The organism is Mycobacterium sp. IDUB_9 (genome assembly GCF_055419505.1).
In genome coordinates, this window is record NZ_JBVAXU010000001.1 from 903,127 (window position 1) to 923,153 (window position 20,027).

General features: G+C 64.1%; 19 protein-coding genes. 7 read left to right on the plus strand and 12 right to left on the minus strand.

Annotated features, from left to right (window positions below):
* Complete coding sequence (locus ACZY08_RS04405) at positions 1 to 609, minus strand: hypothetical protein (RefSeq protein WP_463743357.1); 609 nt, start codon at positions 607 to 609, stop codon at positions 1 to 3.
* A gap of 329 nt (positions 610 to 938) precedes the next feature.
* On the opposite strand from ACZY08_RS04405, the gene mycP reads away from it, so the two are divergent.
* The 7 genes from mycP to ACZY08_RS04440 all read left to right on the plus strand — a co-directional run bounded on the left by mycP (position 939) and on the right by ACZY08_RS04440 (position 6,842).
* On the plus strand, positions 939 to 2,288 hold the full coding sequence (gene mycP / locus ACZY08_RS04410; RefSeq protein ID WP_463743358.1) for a type VII secretion-associated serine protease mycosin: 1,350 nt from the start codon (positions 939 to 941) through the stop codon (positions 2,286 to 2,288).
* Positions 2,285 to 3,682 carry a type VII secretion protein EccE gene (gene eccE, locus ACZY08_RS04415; RefSeq protein WP_463743359.1) on the plus strand — a complete coding sequence of 466 codons (1,398 nt, stop codon included), beginning with the start codon at positions 2,285 to 2,287 and terminating at the stop codon, positions 3,680 to 3,682. The genes mycP and eccE overlap by 4 nt, the downstream gene beginning before the upstream one ends.
* Before the next feature lie 46 nt (positions 3,683 to 3,728).
* Positions 3,729 to 4,067 carry a YbaB/EbfC family nucleoid-associated protein gene (locus tag ACZY08_RS04420; protein ID WP_463743360.1) on the plus strand — a complete coding sequence of 113 codons (339 nt, stop codon included), beginning with the start codon at positions 3,729 to 3,731 and terminating at the stop codon, positions 4,065 to 4,067.
* A 178-nt stretch (positions 4,068 to 4,245) separates the two neighbouring features.
* The gene (locus ACZY08_RS04425; RefSeq protein ID WP_463743361.1) at positions 4,246 to 4,962 is read left to right on the plus strand and encodes a hypothetical protein; all 717 of its coding nucleotides are present in this window, start codon (positions 4,246 to 4,248) and stop codon (positions 4,960 to 4,962) included.
* A 155-nt stretch (positions 4,963 to 5,117) separates the two neighbouring features.
* Positions 5,118 to 5,819 (plus strand): EspA/EspE family type VII secretion system effector, encoded by a 702-nt coding sequence (locus ACZY08_RS04430; RefSeq protein WP_463743362.1) that lies wholly within the window; start codon positions 5,118 to 5,120, stop codon positions 5,817 to 5,819.
* Positions 5,820 to 5,876: 57 nt separating this feature from the next.
* Positions 5,877 to 6,194, plus strand: a complete 318-nt coding sequence (locus tag ACZY08_RS04435; RefSeq protein WP_463743363.1) for a type VII secretion target — start codon at positions 5,877 to 5,879, stop codon at positions 6,192 to 6,194.
* A 156-nt stretch (positions 6,195 to 6,350) separates the two neighbouring features.
* The gene (locus tag ACZY08_RS04440) at positions 6,351 to 6,842 is read left to right on the plus strand and encodes a transposase (RefSeq protein ID WP_463743364.1); all 492 of its coding nucleotides are present in this window, start codon (positions 6,351 to 6,353) and stop codon (positions 6,840 to 6,842) included.
* Between the two features lie 318 nt (positions 6,843 to 7,160).
* Here ACZY08_RS04440 and ACZY08_RS04445 read toward each other — a convergent pair whose 3' ends face one another.
* The 11 genes from ACZY08_RS04445 to ACZY08_RS04495 all read right to left on the minus strand — a co-directional run bounded on the left by ACZY08_RS04445 (position 7,161) and on the right by ACZY08_RS04495 (position 19,936).
* Positions 7,161 to 8,711: a PPE domain-containing protein gene (locus ACZY08_RS04445; protein WP_463743365.1), complete on the minus strand. Its 1,551-nt coding sequence runs from the start codon at positions 8,709 to 8,711 to the stop codon at positions 7,161 to 7,163.
* Between the two features lie 233 nt (positions 8,712 to 8,944).
* The gene (locus ACZY08_RS04450; protein WP_463781771.1) at positions 8,945 to 11,176 is read right to left on the minus strand and encodes a hypothetical protein; all 2,232 of its coding nucleotides are present in this window, start codon (positions 11,174 to 11,176) and stop codon (positions 8,945 to 8,947) included.
* Positions 11,173 to 12,360, minus strand: a complete 1,188-nt coding sequence (locus ACZY08_RS04455; RefSeq protein WP_463743367.1) for a hypothetical protein — start codon at positions 12,358 to 12,360, stop codon at positions 11,173 to 11,175. The genes ACZY08_RS04450 and ACZY08_RS04455 overlap by 4 nt, the downstream gene beginning before the upstream one ends.
* Positions 12,361 to 12,391: 31 nt before the next feature.
* Positions 12,392 to 13,207 carry a hypothetical protein gene (locus ACZY08_RS04460; protein ID WP_463743368.1) on the minus strand — a complete coding sequence of 272 codons (816 nt, stop codon included), beginning with the start codon at positions 13,205 to 13,207 and terminating at the stop codon, positions 12,392 to 12,394.
* A gap of 487 nt (positions 13,208 to 13,694) precedes the next feature.
* Positions 13,695 to 13,991 (minus strand): DUF4333 domain-containing protein, encoded by a 297-nt coding sequence (locus tag ACZY08_RS04465; RefSeq protein ID WP_463743369.1) that lies wholly within the window; start codon positions 13,989 to 13,991, stop codon positions 13,695 to 13,697.
* A gap of 483 nt (positions 13,992 to 14,474) precedes the next feature.
* The gene (gene eccD, locus ACZY08_RS04470) at positions 14,475 to 16,007 is read right to left on the minus strand and encodes a type VII secretion integral membrane protein EccD (protein ID WP_463743370.1); all 1,533 of its coding nucleotides are present in this window, start codon (positions 16,005 to 16,007) and stop codon (positions 14,475 to 14,477) included.
* Positions 16,004 to 17,431 (minus strand): MinD/ParA family ATP-binding protein, encoded by a 1,428-nt coding sequence (locus ACZY08_RS04475; RefSeq protein WP_463743371.1) that lies wholly within the window; start codon positions 17,429 to 17,431, stop codon positions 16,004 to 16,006. Before ACZY08_RS04475 ends, eccD begins: the two co-directional genes overlap by 4 nt.
* A gap of 130 nt (positions 17,432 to 17,561) precedes the next feature.
* Positions 17,562 to 17,849: a WXG100 family type VII secretion target gene (locus ACZY08_RS04480; protein ID WP_135451381.1), complete on the minus strand. Its 288-nt coding sequence runs from the start codon at positions 17,847 to 17,849 to the stop codon at positions 17,562 to 17,564.
* 30 nt (positions 17,850 to 17,879) lie between these two features.
* Positions 17,880 to 18,182 (minus strand): WXG100 family type VII secretion target, encoded by a 303-nt coding sequence (locus ACZY08_RS04485; RefSeq protein ID WP_463743372.1) that lies wholly within the window; start codon positions 18,180 to 18,182, stop codon positions 17,880 to 17,882.
* 91 nt (positions 18,183 to 18,273) lie between these two features.
* Complete coding sequence (locus ACZY08_RS04490; protein ID WP_463743373.1) at positions 18,274 to 19,602, minus strand: PPE family protein; 1,329 nt, start codon at positions 19,600 to 19,602, stop codon at positions 18,274 to 18,276.
* A 40-nt stretch (positions 19,603 to 19,642) separates the two neighbouring features.
* Complete coding sequence (locus tag ACZY08_RS04495) at positions 19,643 to 19,936, minus strand: PE family protein (RefSeq protein ID WP_463743374.1); 294 nt, start codon at positions 19,934 to 19,936, stop codon at positions 19,643 to 19,645.
* Between the last annotated feature and the right edge of the window lie 91 nt (positions 19,937 to 20,027).

Here is a 20,027-nt window from a genome sequence, read left to right on the forward strand (position 1 = left end):
CTACCGCTCGGAGTGGCGGGCAATGAGTGCAAGTTCAGCCTCGTCGGCCTGCTCCGGAGTCGAAAACGGGACATTCGTCCCCACGAACTCCCGAGCCTCACGGAAGTCCATGCCCTGCTCGACGAACATGTTCACCGTGCCAACATGCAGCACCGCCGTCGCACGTTTGGCGGCCACCCCGGCCACGAACCGAATCTCGTCGGCCAACTGCGCCTCGGTCAGCGTGGTCACCTTCGGATCCAGGTCCACCTGGGCAACCGCTCCGTTGAGGAAGGCAGTGACAGTGACGGTACCCGGCGGGTTGACTATCTGGACCACCGGAATCTGCTCTTCGTCTTCGGGCTGATCCTCGCCGTCGATGGCGCCGAAGCCGTCGTCTGGGTCTTCGTCGGACTCGTGGCCGGAGTAGTCGTAGACCGCGTCCAGGTCGCCGCCGTCACCGCTGCCAGGGCCTAATTCGGGCGCAGCGTACTCGTGCAGAGCGTCGAGTCCTGATGCATCGTCGAGTACCGGGGTGCCGAAGTCGAACCCGTCGAGGCCGTTGTCGTCGGCGGGGTCGGCGGGGTCGGCGGTGTCGTCGTCCCAGTCGTCCGATCCGTGAGGCGTCATGCGTCAGTGATATCCCATTGCATTCCGCCCGTCGACGGTCGGTCAGTCAAAACCATGGGTTGATCAGCGATGGTCCCGTCTTCCCGATACGTCCTCCGGCTTTAGATGGCACTACGCCTCCCGTTGAGACCCCCTTCTTGCCGGGTGCAACACTCACTGCGGGCACAAAGCGTTATCAGCCTCACCTGGGCACCCTTATGATTGCCTGCGTGCAAATAGCCGGACGGCTTGACGTGAGACGATGCGTTTCTGAACAGGCCGGATATTGTTTGCTGAAAGTGCATCAGCACACTGCAAACGTGTCCGATGTCATTGGGGGAGTGTGAGGCGTGCAGCGCTTAGCCGTGTTGGTGCTGGCAGTTCTGTTGGCCCTTTTCAGTGCGCCGCCGGCGTTCGCAATCGATCCGCCGGCGATCGACGCCGCGGCCGTTCCTCCTGATGAGACCGGCCCCGACCAGCCGACTGAGCAGCGCAAGATATGCGCGACGCCGACGGTCATGCCGAATTCGAACTTCGCCGACAAGCCTTGGGCGGCGGACTACCTGAAGCTGGCCGAAGCGCAGAAATTCGCAACCGGCGCCGGCGTAACTGTCGCGGTGATCGACACCGGGGTCAACGGTTCACCCCGGGTTCCGGCCGAGCCGGGCGGCGATTTCGTCGACGCCGGCGGTAACGGAATGTCCGACTGTGATGCCCACGGGACCCTGACCGCGTCGATCATCGCCGGGCGGCCGTCCCCGACCGACGGATTCGTCGGTGTGGCCCCGGATGCGCGACTGATTTCGCTGCGTCAGACGTCGGTCGCGTTCCAGCCCAAGGGTTCGCGCCAAGATCCCAACGACCCCAACAGCACCCAGACCGCAGGCTCGATCCGCAGTTTGGCCCGCTCGGTGGTGCATGCCGCCAACCTGGGCGCGCAAGTGATCAACATCAGTGAGGCCGCCTGCTACAAGGTGACCCGCCGGATCGACGAGTCCAGCCTGGGCGCGGCCATCAACTACGCGGTGAACGTCAAGGGCGCAGTGATCGTGGTGGCCGCCGGTAACACCGGCCAGGACTGCACCCAGAACCCGCCGCCGGATCAGTCGCTTCCGGCCGATGCCCGCGGTTGGAAGGGCGTGCAGACGATCGTCAGCCCGGCCTGGTACGACCCGCTGGTGCTCACCGTCGGCAGCGTCAGCCAGAACGGTCAGCCGAGCAACTTCTCGATGTCGGGCCCGTGGTTGGGCGCGGCGGCTCCGGGCGAGAACCTCACTGCGCTCGGCTATGACGGCCAGCCGATCAATGCCACCCCCGGCGAGGACGGCCCGGTGCCGCTGAACGGCACGTCATTCTCGGCCGCGTTCGTCTCCGGTCTGGCGGCGCTGGTCAAGCAGCGCTTCCCGGAGCTGACCCCGGCCCAGGTGATCAACCGGATCACGGCCACCGCACGCCATCCCGGCGGCGGCGTCGACAACTATGTCGGTGCCGGCGTGGTCGATCCGGTGGCCGCGCTGACCTGGGAGGTCCCGGAGGGACCGGCCAAGGCGCCCTTCCGCGTCAAGGAAGTTCCGCCGCCGGTGTACATCCCGCCGCCAGACCGTGGCCCGATCACCGGTGTGGTGGTCGCTGGGGCCGCACTGGCCCTGATCCTCGGGATCGCTGCGATGACCCGACGCGCACTGCGGCGGCGCCAATGAGCTTCCTGCGGCGGCATTTCGGCTTCCGATTCACCACGGGCCACGCCATCTGGGCGGCCACGCTGATCCCGGCGTGCATTGCGGTTTGTATGCACTTCAGGTTGCTGTGGCTGGGGATCACGCTGTCGGTGCTGATCGCAATCTTCTCGGTGCTCACCATCCGCGGATACCGGCTCACCGGCTGGGTCCGAGCGATCTTCGCGTGGCGGCGCCGCCACCGCAGTACCCCCGATGCGCCGTCGGAGCCTGCGGTCGGCGCCACCGTGATGCCCGGCGACCACGTCGCGGTGCGGTGGCAGGGCGACTACCTGGTCGCGGTGATCGAGCTGGTACCAAGGCCTTTCACGCCAACGGTGATCGTCAACGGCGGTGCCGTCTCCGACGACACCGTCAGCACCAAACTGGTCGAGAAGCTGCTGGCAGCGTACTGCCCTGACCTGGAAGCCGACATCGTCTCGGCCGGCTATCGGGTCGGCAAGACCGCTCCCGCGAGCCTCGTGGCCCTCTACGAGCAGGTGGTGGGCCCGTACCCGGCGCCGGCCAACCGGCGGACCTGGATTGTGGTTCGTGCCAACCCGGAGGAGACCCGACGCTCGGCCCAGCGACGCGACAGCGGGGTGTCCGGGCTCGCCCGGTACCTGGTGGCCTCGGCCACCCGTATCGCAGACCAGTTGGCCAGCAACGGGGTTGACGCGCAGTGCTCGCGCAGCTTCGACGATTTCGACAAGGCCACCGAGATCTCCTTCGAGAAGGAGACGTGGTCGGTGATCAAGGGCCGCAGCACCTTTACCGCGGCCTACAACGCTCCCGGCGGCCCGGATGTCTGGTGGTCAGCGCGCGCCGACCACACCACCACCTGTGTGCGGGTGCGCCCCGGTGCTGCCCCGACAACAACGGTGCTGTTGACGACGTTGTCCAATCCGACGACGCCGCGCGGGTTTTCCTGCCTGTACGGCGGGCAGCGGGCGGCCCTTCAAGGCCTCACCCCGGTGACCGACAAGCATCATGAACTGCCGATCGGTTCGGCCGGGGTGCTCGTCGGCGAGACCTCGGACCGCTACCCCGTGTACATGCCGTTCGACAACGTCGACGTCAGCATCAACCTCGGCGACGCGCGCCTGTTCACCCAGTTCGTCATCCGCTCCGCTGCATCCGGCGCCGTCGTGACCCTCGGGCCACAGTTCCGCGAGTTCGCCACGATGATCAACGGCCGCGTCGGGCGGGTGCCGCGCGTGGCGTGGCCGCACTCCACGACGTATCTGGGCCCGCATCAAGGCGTCGGCCGAGTGATCATGCGGCCCAACTTCATCGACACTCCCCGGCACCGTCAGCTGCCCATCACGTTGATCAACCCGCGTGAAGAGAGCCGCTATCAGATGGCGCTGGAGCAGTGACATCAAGCTTCCTGGGAGAGGGGTCCCAGAAAGGTCGGGAGGAACAATGACAGACGAGATACACCCGCAGGTCGCCGCGGTCCTGCGCCAAGCCCAGCAGCTCCAGTCCCTAATGGACGATCAGCTGCACAAGATGAACACCGAAACATTCACCGCGGCAGACGAAGCCAGGAGCGTCGAAGTCACGCTGAACGGGCACCATCATCTGATCGACGTCTACATCAAAGACGGCTTGTTGCGTCTGGGTGCCCAGGCCGTCGAACAACGGCTCAACGAAGCAATTCAAAAGGCTACGGCCGCAGCAACCACCTCGATCGAGGCCGACCGGGAACGGCTCGATGCCATGGTTGCGGAGTTGACGGAGGACGGTATGCCACGGGGCTGAGGTGTTCCGCGATCCGGTGTCGGCTTAACACCGTCGGCCACCGCAGGTCGCGAAGCTCCTTGTGCGCCAATCGCTGTCGGTCGCGTTATCCGGGCTCGCTCTGTGCCGGAGTTCACGCCCGGGCGTTGATTCAATGAGTTGAAACGGAGCTTACGTGGGTGGACTGAGAATATTTTCGATGGCGATCCTGGGCATCTGCGCCGTGGCGTGCGCAGGCTGGGCAGGATTTGCCCTGTACCAGGGTGATTACCTGACCGCGTTGATAGCCGTTGGGGCCACCATATTCTGGCTCGCACCTGCACGCGTCTGGCAGATTATGCCTACCGCCATCGCACGGGGCACCTGCGATGCCCAGGGGACCACGCTCCGTGTTGACAAGCGCGTCGACATCCTGCTGTTCATCGGTGTCATTGCCGGAGTGCTCGCCCTCGGCTCCGCCGGTGTGCTCGGGGCGATGAACAAACTTTTCATACCCCTGCCTCCCGATATTGGCCCTATGTTCGCCATGGCCTTTATCGGGCCAGCGTTGGTGTTCGCCGCTGCCCTAATGCTGACGGTTAAGCGCGGGGGCATCGGTTTCATCCGACTGACAGCTGACGGCTTCACGTTCGTCGAGGCATTCTCGACAAGCAGCGGTGAGTGGTCACAGGTGGTCGACATCGTAGATAGAGCACCCGACAGTGTGCCGGCCAAGAGTCCGCTGGTGATGGTGATGAGCGACGGCGATTTCAAGATGATCAAAGAGTCGTCGCTGTACTCCCCCAACGGAGCGGCGCTCCTGAAGTTCCTGCGGTTCTACTGGCTCAACGCCGAGTGTCGCTCGGAGCTCACCGATGACCGTGCACTTGAGCGGCTACGCCAGGTCCAACTGAACCCCAACTCCACAACGCTCTAGCTGTGCCTCCACCAGGAGCAAATGCTGCTGCGCGAGGAAATTTAGTGTGCGGTAGGCGCCCAGTCATTCCTTATGCTCTTAACCAACGACATTGAGAGAGAGCGCGAAACGTGGGATTTGTTGACGCATACTCCTGGGGCAACTGGGGTTACGGTATGTATGACCGCAGTGAGGGTCTCCAGAAAGACGACCGGCACGTCGGCTGGGGCATGGCGGGATACGGCAATGACGCGGTCGGCTTTCTTCAGCCCGCGGGCGAAGGCATTGCAAAGGCACTGGGCAACGCCCGCGCTGCTGAGGCAATGGCCACTCCGATCATCCAGGCAGGTCTGTTCGCCATGATGGCGATGTCCAATACGTGCGGATTCGGCGACCCGAACACAGGTGGTCAGTTCGACCAAGGCGCCACGAAGTTCGGGGAAGCTAAGAACAAGCTCGAATCAGCGGCCCGCCCAGCAAGCTGGGATGGCGATGCCGCCGACGCGTATGACGCTCGCAACCGTGAACATAGTTCGCGAGTCGATCGACTGAAGGAAGCCGACGAGGCGATCAAGAACGCCATCAAGAGCGAAGCCGAGCAGAATGACGTCACCCGCAAGATGCTGGACCGCTGCCAGACAGTTCTTGGTCTGTCTATCATCCCAGCCATCGCGCTGAACGCGGTTCCCGGTTGGGGCCAAGCCGCCTCGCTGGTGTTCCAAACCGCAGCGGTCGCCGGTACGTTGCCCCCCGCCGAGTGGAGGTATCTCGACCTCATCGATAACTCCGCCCGCAATGCCACGTTAATTCGACGCGCCGGCGCCACCTACGACGAGGTTGCTGCCCAAGCCGGAGACTGGCCTGGAGCCTGCCGTTAGCGTGATAAGCAACAACGTTTTTTGGCATTCCTCTGAGTACAACGAAGGGAGATCGGCGTGCCCGACGATCTGAACGTTCTCGCAGAAGACCTGAATGGGCGCGGCGGGACGCAACGTGACGCCGCCGGCGACTTCAGTGCCGCTGCCGCGGTCACCGACGGAGCGACCATGTCAGTCTTCGTGACCCACGGCCTGGCATGTTCCGTCGCCACTACGGCGCTCTATGAAGCGCAGGACTCGCGGACGGCCGCCACGCAGGCAATGAACAAGGTCTCCAACGAACTCGCCGAGGCACTCGACATAGGTGCTGCCGATTACCGGCGCACCGACCATAGCGAAGAGGGAAACCTCAACGGACAAATGCACCCACGTTGACCGTTGCCTTCACCTAGGTTTCGAACGAGAGCGGCTGATCGAAACCCACTGCCTGGCCCCACCGGACTTCCGTACACCCGGTGCAAGCGGCACATCGGTGCACGCCGTGCCTCAGGTACCGGCGCCCACTGGGTATCCATCGGCGAGTCCCGCGGAGTGCTAGGTACCGCCATCAGCGACGGCAAGTCTCGTGGGTTCTGCGCAAGTTTTGGCATGTTGAAAGAGCGTGGCCTGTCCGAGGTGTGTCTGGCCATGTCGGACTTCCTAGCCGGGCTCAAAGGTGCTGTGACCCACGGATTCACCAACGCTCGCGGCGGGTTTTGGGTGGATTTCATACGCGACCTGCACACCGCGGTGGCGGTCAAACGCCCGCAGCAGTCAGCTTCCCTGCGTTCGCCGCATTCTCGCCGGCCCGTGGCAGAGGAACTAGTCGGACAATCCGATCGAACGGCTCACCAAGGACATCAAACGCCACGCCATCGCAGTGGGAAAGTCGCCAACTCGGGCAGCGTTCACCATCGAGCCCACCCACGACGGATGGCAAGCCGCCTCGCCGCTAGCGCTCCGATGTCTCCAGGACGATTACGCCCTGTCATCGCAGCCAAGAACACCAGGGCGACACTTAGCGATCAACACCAAATCACCTAGCGGTCAACATGACTCATTGATCGCGCGCGTGAACGGCGCCGGATCCGAAGCTCATTGCTCGTTGGGACGCGGCCACCGTCCACGTGCGCCACGCACACCCGTTGGTGCATACATTTCGCCCCCGAAGTTGCAGGACGTCCATCTTCGGGAGGCCTCGACACCTATCTCCCGCAGCGACACGCCCGCTCTGCAAAGAAAACGAAAGAACCGCCTCACCCACGCATGCAGCGGCGGGGGCTCGCGAGTCACTCCCCGAACCCCCGACTAAGCCGAGATCTTCGACCGCCCAAGGCGAAAACCTAGCGCCCTGCCCTGCGGCTACTTCTTGGTGTCCTTCGCATCCGGGCGTGCACGCCGGCCGATAACCGCCTCGGTGTATGCACGGTCTTCCTTGTAGAGGTCCTCGTCCTCCGAAAGGTTCGGGTTGCGGCGCTTCTCCTTGCCCTGGCCTTGCCCATGGCCGCCGCCCATGCCCCCCATACCGCCGCCCATACCGCCGGCGCCAGTGCCGCCGGGCGCACCGGGGACTCCGCCGCCTGCGCCTCGGGCACCGGACGGAGACGCCGCCACAGAGTCTGCTCCGACGGCAGGCCCAAGCGGCCCGGCGGGCATACCGCCGCCCATGCCACCGCCACCCCCGCCGGCGCTGGCCGGCTTTAGGCTCGGCTCCTCGAGACCCGGCATCTCAGGCATGCCCTCGGTTCCCTTGGGTAGACCACCACTCGGCATGCCGCCGGATGGTGCCCCACCGCCCGACGGCGAGCCGCTCCCCTGCCCACCCGACGGTGATCCACTGCCGCTGGGAGAGCCTGATTCGGGTTTCTCACCTGCCGAGGGATCGAGGCTGGCAGGCGACACGGACGGTATTTCGGGCACCTGGGGTGTCCCGCCCGTGTCAGTTGGACCGCCCGGGCCTGACAAATCCCCTGGGCCGGTCCCGGGGATCTCCGGCACCTGGGTGCCGGGGCGCGTTCCGACATCGTTGGACTTTATCTTTGGCAGACCACTAATCTGCGGCGGCCCGCCTGGTCGTATTTGTGTGAGGTTGATGTTGTTTTCGTAGTTATTGCGGTCATACTCCGACTGGTACTGAAAGTTGGACCAATCGATTGGGTTCAGCCACCCATTTCCGTCCACTTCCACGTCGTGCATGTTGGGGTGAACGCTGGCAAGTTGCTTGTGCGCCGAGAGAAGTTTCCCTGCCTCTATGGACAGGTTTTTGCACTCGTTCCCCATATCGTTCCACCACGAACGGAGGCGCAGCAAAGCATTCTTACAGGCTACGCCAGCGTCCCCCTCCCAATTACCCACCTCTAGCGGGATGTTGGCCTCAACCCAGTTATTTAAGCTGGTTTGATACTGTGCCCAACTACTCTGGAATGCTTCCACCCGCTGCATCGCTTCCGGATCACCGTGTTCATTAATCGCACGTGCCGCGGTTGTCCACTTAGCCCATTGATCGTCCGGCGAGGAAGGGTAGCCCCCATACTCAATTTTCGGTACATCGATATCGTCGATTGGTTTAGGGGTTACTGGTTCAATCGGTGGCGCCTTGCTGGAGTCGGTGCCCTGAGTCCCCAGTACTTTGGCGCTCCGCTCGTCCATTTCGGTGTAGGCAGCGGCCGCTGATCTGAGGGAAAGGATGAGACGTTTCGTCTCCGCGTCTCCTGCCTTAAGTGCCGTCATCAGTATCCCAGTACTATTCTTGAGCTGGTTGACGGCTTCCTTGGTCTCCGGCAGGGCGGCATCCGGAACGTCTAGTCCGTACGGATCACTAGGATGTTGTTTATCCGGCCCGTCGTAGCGGGGTTCCGACATTTGTTCAGCGGCCGCAGTCAGTGACTCCGCGATGACCTTGAAATTACCCACTGCAAATCAATCCTCTCTGCACCTGCAACTCAGCCGTGCGGCCGGAAATGCCCATGTCAATACCGTATCCACTGTGCGAGTACCTGGCTTCACCCAATTGAGCTTCGAATCTCGGCAAATAACGGGGAAAGCGGTTCAAATGCGCGCACTGAACCAGTGACCGGCGAGATCTTTTTAGACTGGTCCCATCCATAGGGGGCATTCGTCTAACTACTCTCATCGCCGTCACTTTCCTACGCACCAACGGCATCTGCGGCCAACTGGCCTACGTGCTGCCAATAAATAAACTCCGCGACGGCTCGGCGTTGGTCGTCTGCCGACACTGAGGTATGCGCGTCGTAGAGGGCCTGCTCCTGTGCATGCACGGCGTAGGCGGAGAATCCCTTCAGATGCGCCTCGCCCCGGTTGGCGGATCTGCTGATTACCGGGGCCCACACGTCCTCCCACAACTGCAGCCTCTGAAGCTCATCAGGCGGAGCCGCTTCCACCGGTGCAGGGGGCAGCACCTTCACCAGATCGCCGTCCCCGATCTGAGCCAGCCGCGCAGCAATCTGCGGGGCGATCACCTGCAGGCGGTCTCGACCAGCCATCTTGCCGCTGGCCGGGATGTCCTGCGGGGTCAACAGTTCTCGGTGCACACCGGAATCGCTGTTGAACTGCCCTTCGAATCCAATCAACGCCCGCAGCTTCGTGTCGTGGTGCTGTACCCAACCCAGCAGCGCCACAGCCGGATAGGTCGCCCAACCAGCGCGCTCATTCGGCGGGATCGATTCGTCAGCGCTCGCCATCACCACAGACTCGGGCAGACGGACCTGCGCCGGCATATAGGCCAATCCATAGTTATTGGCCACCACAATCCGCCCATCCTGGGTGACTGCCGTGACCCAGTGGAAGAAGGGATCCTCCTTGTTGAGCATGTCAGGCGCGTTGAGTGCGGCGGCAACCCTGCGTGCCAACTCCAACGGGTCGGAACCTGACCGCTTCGCAGCGTTCTGGGCAGCATCGCGCTCTGCGCGCGCTGCGGACACCGGAATGGGCGCGACTTGAGCGCCGCCGGCGATGTTCGCGGGCGGTGCCGGGGGCGGTACGACTGAGGGCGGCGGGGCCACTGGCGCGGCCGGAGGCGCGGTCGGCGGAGGTCCGAGAGGCATCGACGGCATTCCGCCACCCATGCCCATCGAACCGCCCGCCGGTGGCCCTTGTACCGGCGCCGCAGGGGCCTGTGCGCCAGTCAGTGAGGTCGGCGCCGAATGGGTACTCGCTGGTGCCATCGCATCGCTTGCCGGAACCGCGGGGGCCGGCGCCAACGGCGGCGCACCAGTCGAAGCAGCATGAACCGGCGTCCCCGCCGAATCCGCAAACCCCTTCGAGAAGGCCTGCAACGGATCTGTCGGCGCCGCACCGGTTGGTGCTTGGCCTGCTGCCTGCGACGCGCTCGCGGCTTGGTCCATACCACTGCCTAGGCCACCGCTCAACGGACTGGGGGCGCTTGGAGCGCCGGTGCCTCCAGTTGAGAGGTTCGGGGAACCACCCGTTGGCGGCGACGCCGCGCTCGTTACGCCGGACGTTGCGGGAGATGGTGGCGCGGCCGATGCCGGCGGTTTATTACTCACCTGTGGGACCTGGGGCTGAACGACTGGCGGCGGCGCGAATTCTGAACTGCCCGGTTTTTCGCCTTCAACAGGGGTCGCAGTGCCAACGATTTCATTGGCAACTTGGTCCACCGGCGTGTTCCCGGTAGCGGCCGGCCGTGCACCCTCCTGCGGCTTAACAACGTTCGCTACAGGCTGGACAGCTTGAGGGACTGGCGGAGCCACCGAACTCTCAGGCCGTTCCCCCTCAACGGGGTTTGCGGCGAAGAAAGCAGGTATGTCTCCTTCGGCTGGCTTAACCTTGCCTTCGTCAGGCTTATCACGAGCTTTCTCGAAATCTTCTTTGCCCTTTATCGGCGGCTCTGCGGACACGCCCTCCTTACCCGAGGCGGTGTCGGCCCCCCACTGAACAATCGATTTGTTGGACTCGTATGCGTAACCCTGGATCTTACTGATCGGGCCGTCCGCATTCTCTCCATTAGCCGCTTTAACTGTTTCGTCAATAACGTTCACCGCGGCATCTACGGTGCCAACAATCGCTTCTTTAACCCTGCCAATAAGGCCGACAGCTTCCCCGCACCACCCGGTGGCCGCAGTGAGCTGCTGCTCGTGCACTTCCATAGCCTTAGTGTGAGTGTCGACCTTGGCGTTGGCGGCAGTCGCCGATACACCTGCCCAGTTATTTTCGCTCTTGAGATACGTCTGACCAGACTGCCATCCTTCTTTTGCACCGGTCAGCTCTTTATGGACGGCGCCCAATTTTGCGCTGCGGTCGGCGAATACCGATGCGTTTGTCTCGGGCCACGCCCCTGGGCCGACCATTTTATCTCGATAGCCACCGGACGGTCTATCGTCCTTTTCGCTATCCATCATGATGCAGCCTTGCAAGCCCACATAATACTATTCACCAGGTATGTCGACGTCGCGGACAAAGAATTATCAGCTGGCGCGTAATTTGGAAGGGCGGCGACAAACGCACGGCGATACTGTGCAGCTAGTACAGCGGCGTCTTCAAACGTCGCATTTCCGCTTGCGCGCCCCAAACGTTCAAGCTCGTCAGCACTGGTGGACATCACAGGCCCGACTGCTTCTATTACCGATTTTTGTTCAGGTGTCCATTCCTTGGACGGAATGTTGGGATCGATCGCACGCCACGCCGACACTTCGCTTGCGAATTTCTTGGCGGACGTTTCCCACTCTGCACATACCGGAGCAGCTGTGGTAATGAACCGTTGAGACATATCTGGAATATTGCGATCCGAGGGCACTTCAGACGGAGCTTCGGGTACTGATAGCAACGGAGCAACGGCGGCGGCAGAATGGTAGATGATGGCGGAACATATGCCGCCTAGAGCCGAGGATATTCCATCTGCCACTGCTGCAATATTATCGTCTTCTGCGACATATGAAGGCACGCGTTCAGCAAATGTGTTTGCGTAGACTACAAATTGTCCATAGAGCGCTCGCATTATCCGATGGGGAGTTTTCTTGACAAGATTTGCTGTCTTATCTGCGGCACTGGTCATACCCTTCGCAACGGTCTCATACATAGTGCGTTGCTCAGGCGTCCACGCGGTGAGTGGGATCTGATAGTCACGGTCTGCCCATTTCACCGACTCTTCTGTGCTGGCGAGTGCGCGCGCGATACCGCCCCACGCCTCACAAGTCGGGTCTTCCGTGATGATGTTGACGGGCCCGGTGTCGTCAGCGCTGGCGAATTCGGATGTGGAGCCATTCGCCCCGGCATTCGATGGACCATTCCCACCACTGTCAGGTTTGACGACGAGCACGGTGACGACCACGGCCAGTGCGATCGCCAACACCACAGCCAGTCCACCGAGAATCCACTTGGCTTTTCCGCCACCGCCACCGCTCGGCGGCGGTGGACCGCCAGCCCACTGTTGCTGCGGACCCCACGGCGGCGGACCACCAGGCGGCGGGCCGACCGGGCCACCGGACTGCTGCTGCCACGGTTGCGGCGCACCACCGCCAGGCTGACCGCCACCACCCATCGGCGGTTGCTGCCCAAACGAACCCGGCGGGGGAGGCAAACTCATTGGCACACCTTCGACTCAGTCACGGATACGGTCACAACACAATCGCAGGATCAGAGGGCGCTCGTCGCGGTCCGGCCGCGACTGGCGGTGACGCAGCGTCCGGTGCCGACGTACTAGGTGCAGGGGCGGGTTGCGCCGCGGGCGGCGAAGAGACTGGGGCTCGATCTGCCGGCGCGGACTCCGCCGAAGCGCCCTGGGACGCCTGAGCTTCTCGGTCTTGCTCCTCGCGGCGTTTTTCCCGTTCGTCCTCGAGTTTCTCGCGCTCGTCACGCTCGTCGGGTTTGTCGGCGTCAGGCTGTCCGGCCCCCGCAGGTCCGCCACCGGGTTTGCCCGCCGCGGAGTCAGCGCCCTGGCCCATTCCGCCGGTCATCTGGCCGATCTGCTGCACACCCTGCATGACCGCCTGCGGTATCTGGCCGGCCATCTGAGCCATCTGCATCGGAACCTGGGCTGCCATCTGAGCCATCTGCATCGGCATCTGCATCATCTGCTGCAACTGCTGCAATCCCTCCGCGCCACCACCGGCACCGGATCCGCTGCCCGCGCCCGTACCGCTGCCCAGCCCCGTCGCCTGCACCTGCCCGGCGATCTGCTGATCGGACTGCTCATACTTATCCGCAGCCGCTTGAATATTCTTCGCCGTGGCTTGTGCGTCAGTCTTGGTCTGGCCGACACCATCGATGAACGGCGCCTCAACCTTCTGGGTTCGGGTGGCCAATGCTTCCGACATCGGATCCGTGCCTTGTGCCGTAAATCGCTCCGGTGGCGCGGGAATGGCGCCGGCACTGGACTCCATCGATGCGCCGTGAGTCCGCACCTCACCCGGATTGACCTTCAGTCCACTCATCGGCATCCCCAATCGCCCGATACGCCAACCGCATCCACACTGGACAGCTCGCCAGCATTCACATCACGACCAGCTATTGCTGTCACCGACAACAACGAAGCCTGGGCCGCGGGGGCGACGCCCCGGGCGGCGTGCACGTCACGCGCCGACATCGAGCGAAACTCCGCTGCGATACTGCGGTGTCCAGGTGACGACACTCGGTCAATCAACTCGCCAAACTCCCCCGCAGCGCGCGAACCCCGGCTCACCAGCCCAGACACGCCCATAATGTGGTCCCCTCCACCAAATAGCTCAGCAAAAGACTACCTGAGGTGCAAGTACCCCGAATACGCAAATCTGCGGCGCCCGCTTCTGCGACCAGAGGTCGCGATGTTCGCCCGGCGACCGGAAGTCCGCGCCGCATCGGTGTTCAAACCATCAGCCGACGCCACAGCTGCGGATCCGACACCGACCGCGGTTCGCGATCGCCGCTCAGCGCGCCACCCGCCTACCCCATCGGCTTGTCGGCAACCTTCACATCGAACTTGACGTTGTCCCCGTCAACCGAGGTGGCGGTGACCGTCACCCCATACTTCGTTCCACCGGCAGTCAGTACGCATTTCTGCGTCGCTTCAACTTTCGCCGGCAAAGTGCCGTCGCACACCACCGAATCCGCCTTCTCCCCCACCTGGGCTTCCAGCTTCTCCTTGACGGTCTTTCCCAACTGCTCTTTGCTGATCCCCGGGCTGGTGCCAGCTTCGACGTGAGCCGAACATGCCCCGAGTAGGCCGGCTGCAACAACCATTGCAGCAGCGGCGCATGTGCGGACATTTGAAGTCATTGTCATTCTGATGCGCTCCCCCGGCGTTGTTCGCCGATTCCACATCGTCGCGGAACCTCTTGGGCAGCAGCCTAACCCGCGATCGCACATGGCAGGCGCGGAAATTCTTTGAGAGGGCACCAGCACCGAGATCACCTGTGACGTCACCGAGCTCGCATCAAACCATGTCAGCTGCGTTGGCATGAGGCAGACCGCATCACAGACACCGATCAACTCGACCGGCGCAGTGGGCGCCACCGCTCACCGCTCTTCGTCCAGCAGGGTCTCGGCGCGATCCAACGGGCTCTCGTGGGGTTTCTTGAGTTACGTGGGCAGGAACGCCCGCCCGTCCGATGCCTTAAAGGTCTGCGCCGCAAACTGAGCGGGCTTGTGCCGGCGGCCGGCAACCGAGCTGCTGCTGAGCGAACGCCCTAGTCGCCGCAAGAAACGGCCCCTACCCCGTAAACCTCAGTGCAACCGCAGGTTCCGGAGCAGGTCGTAGACGCCGGCGATCCACAGCAGCAACGGAATCACCGCGGCGATGGCGGCACCGTCGCCGAGTTCCAGGATCCGCTTGGTCACCGGGGACACACGGCGCACACCATCGGTGGCTCCGACAGCGATCACCGCAACCAACCCGAGCGCCGTGTAGATCGCCAGCACCAGCCAGGCGCTACCGGGATTCCACAGGCACAAGCGCACCATCACACCGGTGGGCACGGCAATCGCCGCCGCGAGCAGCGCCCAGGAGCACCACCGCTCGGCATAGAGCCGCGAGCGGAAGCCGCAGATCACAGCCACCAGGGCGGCCACGATCATGCTGTGGATGAAGAAATGTCCTTGCACCACAACGGCAATTGCGCCGACCGACAGCACGAGCGCACCGGCCGAGAGGAAGCCGATCAACAGCTGGCGGGTGAGCAGGCTGCGTTCCTGCAGCCGTGCAGCCGATTCCGGCACCGAGGCGATGATCGCCTTCCACGTGGGCGAAGCCTCGTCGACCTCGTCGGGGGTGATGACCGGATCGAGCAGCTCGTCGTTGGACACCGTCTCACCGGGCGCCGGGATCGGCGGCAGGGCGATACGGGCCACGGCGACAGTGAGTTTGGCGGCGTTGGTGACCACGATCAACCCGAACGCGATGGCGCCGGCCGGCACCCACGCGGCTCCGCCGTAACCGACGGCGATCGCCGCGCCGGTGATGGCGATCGCCAGCACCGCCAGGAACGAGGCCACATCGGCCCGACGACGCGGCCCGCCACGGGTCGCCAACGTCAACAGCAGCACCACCGCGCCCGCACCCGCGAGCTGTGGCGCACCAAGAGAATCGGCGTCATAGGGCAATGGCACGGCCAGCGCCGCGGCACCGCCGAGCACGATTGTCGCGGCCAACAGCAGGCTCTCGGCCAAATCCAAGTTCTGGTAACGGTTCTGCGCGGCGAAGCTGCCGCCGAGCAAGCCCAGGCCGAACAACCCCAGCGCGAGCGCCCACCACCAGCCCTGGCCTGCCCCGCTCCAGGACACCAGCGACATGGCGGTGATGACTGTGGCTACCACCGGAATGGCAATGCCGACAAAGCGATTCAGTGCCGTGCGGTCGAAGATCGGCGATTCGTCGAGCACCGCGATCGCGTCGATCACGTCCTCAACCAGCGGGCGGTACCGCTCGGTACGGCTGACCGAAACCAAGGTCAGCAACGAGCCGTCGACCACCCCGGCATCGTCCAGGGATTCGTCGGCCTTCAGCGGCGGCGCACCCGGACGGGCGAACGCCCACATGCCCTGCTCGGAGAAGTCGAAACCAGCGAGGGTGTCCTTCGGAGTGTCCTCGAGCAATTCGCCCAGGACACTGACGGTTTCGTCGATGTAGGTCTCGATCGGCGCCGTGGCCGGCAACACCAGGTCCGTCATCCGCTTACCGGTGAGGATGGTGACCCTGGTGGTGGACGGCCTGCCGGGTGTCGCGTTCGATGTGTCAGCGGCAGCTGTGGTCGCGGTCAACGCCGTTCAAGCCTGTCGAAATCGTCGGACAGCGCAGCGGCCAGTTCGGTGATGCGGCGCTGGAACGTGTCACTGAGCAGCTCGAGCTGAATCTCGGTGCCCGCGGCGACGTGCTTGTCCCACGGCAGCACGACGACCCGACCCGGGGGGACGTGCCGTTCGAACTGCTGCACCAGATCCTCGACGTCAACGTTCGGCTTACCCGGCGTGACGTGGTTGATGACGACGCAGGACCGGCCGAGCAGATCCTGATATCCGTTCTGGCGCAACCAGTCCATCGTGATGGCGGCCTGCCGGGCCCCGTCGATCGAGGCGCTGGCCACGATGACCATGCCCGACACTGTGGACAGCACGCCACGGGAGGCCTTCTGGAACAGGCCCGCACCACAGTCGGCGAGGACGAGGTTGTAGTAGCGCGACACCACGGCGGTGGCGCCCTTCCAGTCATCGTCGTTGAACTCGCGCTGCGCACCGCTGTAGTCCTCGGACGACAGCACCTCGAGGTTCGCCCCGTTCATGCTCGTGTAGGCACGAATGTCGTTGTAGCGAGACAGTTCCTGGTCGGCGAGCAGATCCGAGATCGTCGCCGCAGACTGACGCCCGGCCCGGTCGGCCAGGTTGCCGCCGTCCGGATCGGCGTCGATCGCCAGGATGCGGTCGCCGCGGACCTTGGCCATGGCCGATCCGAGCGCGACCGTGACCGCGGTCTTGCCGACGCCGCCCTTCAGACCGAACACGCCGATCTGGTAGGAGTCGCGCGCATTACGCCGAATCCGGCTGTGCAGTTCAAGTTCGTAGACCTCATCGGGCGACAGACCGAGGTTGATCCGCGTCGTGAGATACAGCCAGTGCCGCCATCCGCGCTGGGACGGCATCTTCACTCCGGTCTTGACACCGACGTGCGACAACGCGTCGATCGCGCGGTGGTTGCCCATCGTGGCGGCCGACGTGGGGCCGGGCGCGGCCGGCGTCGGGATGGCCTGCCCCGCTCGCCACTGGCCACTGACCTCGGGATCGAGGTCGGCGAACTGCGACGGCGCCGGGCCGGGCGCGACGCGCGGGGCCGGACCGGGCATGGCGCGCGCCTGCTCGTGCCGTGCGCCCTGGCCGAACTGCTGCTGCTGCGGGGCCCGCAACATGGAATTCTGCGGCCACTGCGGCGCACTCGCCGGCGGCGGCGGCATGGGCGCAGGCATCTGCTGCGCGGTCTCCGCGTGCCGCGGCTGCGCGGCGGCCTGAGTCTGGGTGGAGGCCGTGGGGGCCACGGGCACATCCGTGGAACTGGTTTCCCCAACCGGGACCGGCGGTGGCGCCGCTGCGGCGGCGGCCTTCAGGATGGCATCTCTGTCCACGATCGCCGTGGCGTCGTCGACCGGCTTACCCGGTTCCGACGAGTGAAAGAGCCGGTCATAGTCGGCCGACATGGGGACCCCTCAGATAGTCAAAAACAGATGGTTAGATCTTTACACCCAAGCACAAGTGGTGGGCGGGTTCGGGCCATCATCAGATAGTCCGAACACCCGCCCACCAAAGCATGCTTGTTGCCTCGTAGTACTAGGCAAACATCCCCGAGACGCCGGCCTCGGTCTGCGCCATGGTCTGCCCCGCCTCGCTGATGGTCTGCGCGAGGTTCTGCAGCGCCTGGTTCAGCTCGTTGGAGGTGCTGTCCCAACGGGTCTGAACGGCCTGGTAGGCCTCCGAACCCGAGCCGCCCCACGCCGAGGCGAGCGAGGCCAGCGAACCCTTGCCCTCGTCCAGCAGGCCGGCGGTGGTGCCGACGGCGCCCTGGATCTCGCTTGCTCCGCCTTCGATGCCTGCGAAGTTCCAAACCTGTTCGGTCATGTCTTGTCTCCTTTACTAGTGGTCTGTAGGTCAGATCTGCATCGACGAGGCCAGGTTGCCGGCCTGATCGTCGTCGGTGCTGGAGTACTGGGTACCCGAGGTGTGGATGTTGGTCGAGATCTCGTTCAGCTCCTGGATCTGCTTGTCAGCAGCCTCATGGAAACGGATCAGCGCCTGCTGAGCAGCCGTACCGGCCTGGCCCTGCATCTGGGCAGCCAAGGTGCCACCGGTCGACTCGACCTGAGCGATCACGCTCTTGAGCTCACCCGAGATGCGCTCGAAATTAGCAGCCTCCTTGGCGAGGACGGCGGCATCTGTATTCATCTGTGCCATTTTGGATTCCCCTTATTTTTCCTTTGTCCTCACCAGAGAAAATTGGCGAGTCCTCCGGCCGGGTGGCCGGAAAGTCTGTGTGGTGGACGACTTACCAGTCGTCGTCCCCGTCATCTGTCTGGTCGTATGTGAGCGCTGTCGGTGCCACCAATCCGTCCTTGGTGGCAGCGCTCTGCTCTTCCTTGTTCTTGGCGGCGTGCACCGGTGCACCGCCACCTCCGCCGGCGCCACTACCCACCGGCGCCACCGGACCCGCGGCGCCGGCCGCGGAAGCGAACGCGCCAGGCTTGGCCTCCCCGCTGATCCCCAACATGCTGGACAACAGCGCCGTACGCGGCGGAGATCCGAGTGCGCCCGGCAGCGATGCAGCGCGCACCAGACCCGAACCCGAACTCGGGCCCGTCCCCCCGGCCAGCGGATGGTTCGAGAAGGGCGACGCCCCCATCAGCCCCATCTGCATGCCCTTGTCACTGCCCCCCATGCTGGAGAACTGGCTGACCATCTGGGTCACCTGTTGCAAAGGCTGCGTCATCGCCTGCATCGGGCTCTGGAGCATCTGCGGGATCTGTCCCGCGATCTGCCCCGCCTGCTGCCCCATCTGCATGGCCATCTGCATGCCCTGCTGCATGGGGTTCTTCTCCGTCGGGTCCTTCTCCTGCTGCCCGGCGTTCTCCCCCTTGCCCGCCGCACCGACCGCCCGCTGCTCGGCATGGTTGGCCTGCGCAGCGGCATTGCCGACAGCCAATTTCATCGACGACAACGTGGATATGGCGCTGATCGCTTCCATCGTCGCGTTGCGGGCGACGCCGATGGCCGTTCGCGGCGCCGTCGACGCGATCGCCGCTGCAGCGGTCGTCTCACCGATCCCTGGCATCACGATCGGCTGCATCGGCACGAACGGCTCGAACAGCAGGTTGGCGGTGGTTTCGGCGTGATACGCCTCCATCGCACCGGCAGCCTGGTTCCACATCCGGACGAAGTAGTCCATCTCGTTCAACCCGATCGGCATCGTGTTGATACCGAGGAAGTTGGTGGCGTTCAGGACTGCGTTCGTGACGTGGTTCTGCTCGATCTCCGGAATGGGCGGAGTGGTCGTCAGAGCCAGGGTGTACGAGCTCGCCTGGGCGCTTGCCTGCAACGCCCGCTTCTGCGCCTGCAGCACCATGGTCCGCAGCCACATGATCATCGGCATCGTTGCGGAAACGGCGCGTTCACTTGCCGCGCCGCTCCACACCGAGGTCAGGGTGCTCAGCGCCGCAGCCAGCTCGTCGGCTTGGGTCTCCAGCAGGATGGCCAGACCTTCCCACCCCGCGGTCGCCTGGAGCATCGGCGCCGGGCCGGCACCCAACATCAAGCGCGCGGTGTTGACCTCTGGCGGCATTGCAAACCAGGTCGGTGGAACCGGTGGTGCCATGACCATTGCTGGACGACCCTATCTCTGACGATTTGCCGGCAGGCGGCTAGAGCGTGGTGGCCTGAGCTGCGTCGACCGCGTTGTAGATACCCGCGGCCTCCTGGATGGCAGCGCCGGCCCGGGTGAGTTCCTCCTGCGCGAACGAATTCGCCGCAAGAGCTTCGACGCCCTCGCTGGCGAAGGCCATCGCAGCCATTACTGAGACCTCGTCAGCGCCGGCCGGAACCAGCGCGGTGACGGCCGCAGTAGCGGTGGTGCCGCCGGCCAGACCGCGGGCCGCGTTTGCGATCACCTGTGCCGCAACACCTTCGGCGCCCGGGTTGTGCATCATCGGTTGCATTTGCCTGCTCCCCTGTTTCGATTACCAATAACCAGGGACAAGCACCCAAAGGCGACGTGGCAGAAGTTTGCCATGTCGTCAAGAGATCTGT